This window comes from bacterium (assembly GCA_030019025.1).
GTDB lineage: Bacteria > Hydrothermota > Hydrothermia > UBA1063 > UBA1063 > UBA1063.
The window spans coordinates 1-4,289 of the sequence record JASEFR010000047.1 but is presented as its reverse complement, the minus strand read 5'-3'; the positions used below and the strand labels follow the sequence as shown (position 1 = coordinate 4,289).

Here is a 4,289-nt window from a genome sequence, read left to right as displayed (position 1 = left end):
GTTGCCGCTATGAATCCCTGTCCATGCGGCTATTATGGTGACCCTCTTCATCAATGCACTTGCACTCCTTCAAGTATTTTGAAGTACAGGTCAAGAGTTTCAGGACCTCTTCTGGACAGAATTGACATTCAGATTGAAGTACCTGCTTTAAAGTTTGAAAACTTAAGCAGAATGGAAGATGGTGAGGACTCTAAGGCTATTAGGGAGAGGGTGATGAGGGCTAGGGAGATTCAGCTCAGGAGATTTAAATTGAAAAAGAGGATGTATTGTAATGCTCACATGGATTCAAGAGCCATAAAGGAATTTTGCAAGCTTGACGAAAAATCTGAGGAGATTTTAAAGTTGGCTATTGAGAAATTTGGATTTTCAGCGAGAACCTATTTCCGGATCCTAAAAGTGGCAAGGACGATTGCGGATTTAGAAGGGCTTCAAGAAATAACACCAAAATGTGTTCAAGAGGCGATACATTATAGGATATTTGATAAAAGGATGCTTTTGGAGTGAACTTTTCCTATTCTTTTGGTCTTGTATCTTACATCCTGTCTCTTTTCGTTTTGGGGCTTTATCCAAAAGTTAGGATTCTTCCTGTACGTTTCGACACAAGTTTTCTGTTTCACTTTTCTGCATTTTTTCTGCTTTACCTATTTCTTCTTGATAGGTTTAAGAAAAAAATGAGTAGTTTCTTTATCGCTGTTGTTATTGCGGGGTTAATTGAACTTTTACAACGGTTTTTACCTTCCCGTACACCTTCCTTGTTCGATTTTCTTTATGACCTTTCGGGAATAGCAGCCGCTTTGATAGTCGGTTTTAGGGGGAAAGAAACTGTCTTTAAGATTTTGTATTCCTTTGCGTTTTTGGGATACATCCCTTTGGGACCGGGTACCCTCTCGAGCCTGACTTTTACGTTATTGATTTACCTTTCTCAAAGTTTTAAAAAGATTTATGTTTGGCAGATTTTTATGATACTCCTTCCAGTAGCTGTAATTGCTTCCCAGAAAGCTGAAGATTTACTGGGCAATGATCCCGCTATCTGCGTCATAGATGAAGTGGTAGGAATGGTTTTTCCTCTAATGTTTTTAGAACACGATATTTTGCTTTATGTGTTGGCCTTTTTGTTCTTCAGATTTTTTGATATTCTTAAGCCTTTCGGTATAAAGAGAGTGGATAAAATAAAAGGGGGTATTGGAATAGTATTAGACGACCTCTTGGCTGGACTTTTCGCACTTATTGCCGTTAAAATGGTTATTGTAATCCTTTCACAAGCTGGCGTAAACCTTTAATAGCGTCGTCCAGACTATTTCTGGATCGTCACAGCTTATGTAAGACATATAGGCTGTTCCTTTGTAACTCCATGCGGAAATCCTGTCAATTCCATACTCTTTTGCTTTTAAAGCGATTTTCTCTATAAGATACTCCTCTCCTTTCTTGACGCGGAAATTTTGAATCCAGATCTCACTTTTCTTTGAATGTTTTTTGCTTAAAAGGCTTACCGTTTTTATCTTATCCTCCATCCATTCATCAAAGTTATGTGGATGCAAAACCCAGTAAGGGTCAGTTCCAAAAACATCAATGGATGGAAGAGAAGCATAATGATCCCAATCAATGTCTTCATCGTTGGGCAAGAGGCAAAGAACATTTTTAAGTCCTTTTTCTTTAGCATAAGCTGTGACTGTTTTCAAGAATTCAAGTTTTGTAAACCCGCGAAATAACTTTAGATCTTTTTCTGAGGCTTCTTCCATAGGGTATCCAAATTTTTCTTTGAACTTCTTTTTGCAGATGGAGCAGAAACACCCCTCTCTATTGGTCAAAGGCGAGAAATGGGGCTCGTCCCAGAAGATAAAATCGGGCCCTAAGGAACTTGCCGAATCTATCCATTTTTTGATAAACTCAACGGTTGCAGGGTTGTTCATGCAAGCTCCATAACCCTTTTTCCCTTCTCGAGTTACAAGTCTCGCTTCGTCGTTGAGAAGCAAAAATTTTGAGAAGGCTTCACCACCAAAAATCCTTGCTACTCCCCATGGGTCTAAGTATACTTCAAGCCCAAAATCCTTGGAGAGCTTAACTATTTTGCGCATCGTTCCTTCGTAATATTCCATGTCGTTTTCCGAGTAGGTATGAACTATGTAATCGATTCCGCTTTCTTTTATAATAGCAAGGTCTTTTTCAACCCATTCGGGGTTTCTTACACCGAAGTATGAAATCCCCTTTTTCACTCCAGTAAATCCCCGGGGTTTAGAATCTTCACCCCTTCCTTAAGCTCTGAAGGCAGGAGTTCTATAAGTTTTTCAGGGTTTGCATCTATGACTGGAAAGGTCCTGTAGTGCATTGGGATGATAATGGATGGTTTTAAAATCTTTAGGGCGTAAGCAGCCTCTTCAATGCCCATCGTGTAGTGCCCCCCAATGGGTATCATAACCAGGTCTGGCTTGTAAAGTTCTGCAATATAATTTAAACCTCCGAATAATCCTGTATCCCCCATGTGGTAGATTTTAAAACGGTCTTCAAGGGTAATAATAAAGCCACAGGGGTTCCCACCGGGTATTGATCTTTCGCCCTCAAGGATTGTTGAAGAGTGCGATGCTTCAACCATTGTGAAGGAAATTTCGCCTCTCTTTAAAGTCCCTCCAATGTTCATACCCGAGAGTTTGCTTATGCCCTTTGAACCAAGATAATTTGTGATCTCAAAATTGGAAATGATTTCACTATTGTAATTTCTGGCAATTTCAACCGCATCACCGATGTGATCACTGTGAGCATGAGTCACGAGAATATAATCCACTTCATTAACCACACTTTCCAGTTTTTTGTTGTTTACGGGATTTGAAATCCAAGGATCAATAAGGATGGTTTTGTTTTTCTGACTAATCACCAAGAACGCTGAATGGCCAAAGTATACAATTTTATGACCATTTAAAAGCATAACCACCTCCTTTTAATACCTTATTGTCTTTCCATAAACACTTCCTCCATAATGAAATAACAGTTCGGCCTCATCTTTCCACATATCGGTGAAATACTTTTCGTCAGCTTCTGCAAGAAGAATCTCCCCAACAAAGATGTAATGGTCCCCCCCTTCGTATTTGGCATAGAGCTTGCACTCTACATAACCAAGGGCTCCATCGATTCTTGGAGGTTTCGCAAGTTTAGATGGAAGAGCTTTTATATTGTACTTCTCAAATTTATTAACTTGCCATCCACTTTCGCTACCGCACTTTTCTGCCAGTTCTTGCAGATTCCTCCCAGGTATGTTAAGGACAAATTCCCCCGTCTCTTCTAAATTATTTGTCGTTTTGTGACGCTTTTGGAGGGCGATTGCTATTAGGGGTGGATTTACGCTGACAGGCATTGACCACGCAACAGTGCAGGCGTTGGGAGTGCCCTTTTGATCCACACTCGTAACAATTACTACCATCGCAGGGTGTATTACCCTATAGGGGTACTTTTTTATTTCTTTCATATTCCCCTCCTATTTACCAATACAAAATTCGCTAAAAATTGAATTCAGAACCCTTTCAGGGATATCTCCCCAGCCAAAGATTTGATTCAGGGAATTGAAGCCATTTTGTAGATGAAAGGAGACTATATCCAGCGGTACTTTTTTAAAGTTTGAAAGAGCCTCTTCAATCTCGATTTTCGCTCTGGAGAGGAGATGAGTCTCTCTCCTGGAAAGGGAGAACTCCGACGAGGGCACAATAAACATTTTGATCCTTTCTTCAATTGCCCTTTCCAGTTCTTCGATACCTTCACCGGTCAAACAGGATACCTTAAAGATATTTGGTGCGTTGAATTTTTCCAGTTCTTTATGAGTTGCTGCCAATCCAAGGTCTGCTTTGTTCACAACTAAGATTTTTTCCTTCTTTATGGAATTCCATTCTTCAATTTCCTCTTCATCAATATGTTTTGAACCGTCCAGGACAAAAAGGATGAGATGGGCACTTTCTATGACCTCTCTCGCCCTTGCTACTCCTATTGATTCTACTGGTTCGGGAGTTGTCCTGAGACCAGCGGTATCGTAGAATCTCACAGGAATCCCGCCAAGAAAAATCTCTTCGTGAATAAAATCCCTTGTGGTTCCAGGAATTTCTGTAACGATAGCGCGTTCCTTTTTTAAGATGCTGTTAAAGAGGCTTGATTTCCCAACATTGGGTTTTCCGGCAATGGTCACGTTGACACCTTCAAAGATGAGAGAGTTTCTTTCACCTTCTTTGAGCAGTTTATCAAGTTCATCTCTAATTTTTTTAAGATTATCAAGCAGTTTTATTTCATCGAGAGGCGGTACATCTTCTTCG

General features: G+C 40.1%; 6 protein-coding genes. 2 read left to right on the top strand and 4 right to left on the bottom strand.

Annotated features, from left to right (window positions below; genetic code table 11):
- Both QMD82_08485 and QMD82_08480 read left to right on the top strand, forming a co-directional pair.
- Positions 1–504, top strand: a 504-nt coding sequence (locus tag QMD82_08485; GenBank protein ID MDI6851952.1) for an ATP-binding protein, incomplete at its 5' end; no start/stop codon positions are given.
- On the top strand, positions 501–1,280 hold the full coding sequence (locus tag QMD82_08480) for a phosphatidylglycerophosphatase A (protein ID MDI6851951.1): 780 nt from the start codon (positions 501–503) through the stop codon (positions 1,278–1,280). The genes QMD82_08485 and QMD82_08480, both read left to right, overlap by 4 nt.
- Here the strand turns inward: QMD82_08480 and QMD82_08475 are convergent.
- The 4 genes from QMD82_08475 to QMD82_08460 all read right to left on the bottom strand — a co-directional run.
- The gene (locus QMD82_08475; protein ID MDI6851950.1) at positions 1,257–2,213 is read right to left on the bottom strand and encodes a hypothetical protein; all 957 of its coding nucleotides are present in this window, start codon (positions 2,211–2,213) and stop codon (positions 1,257–1,259) included. The two genes, QMD82_08480 and QMD82_08475, sit on opposite strands and share 24 nt — an antisense overlap.
- A complete protein-coding gene (locus tag QMD82_08470) occupies positions 2,210–2,920 on the bottom strand; it encodes a metal-dependent hydrolase (protein ID MDI6851949.1) in 711 nt (236 codons plus the stop codon). The genes QMD82_08475 and QMD82_08470 overlap by 4 nt, the downstream gene beginning before the upstream one ends.
- 12 nt (positions 2,921–2,932) lie before the next feature.
- On the bottom strand, positions 2,933–3,457 hold the full coding sequence (locus QMD82_08465) for a flavin reductase family protein (protein MDI6851948.1): 525 nt from the start codon (positions 3,455–3,457) through the stop codon (positions 2,933–2,935).
- Between the two features lie 9 nt (positions 3,458–3,466).
- A partial coding sequence (locus QMD82_08460) for a GTP-binding protein (GenBank protein ID MDI6851947.1) occupies positions 3,467–4,289 on the bottom strand: 823 nt, incomplete at its 5' end.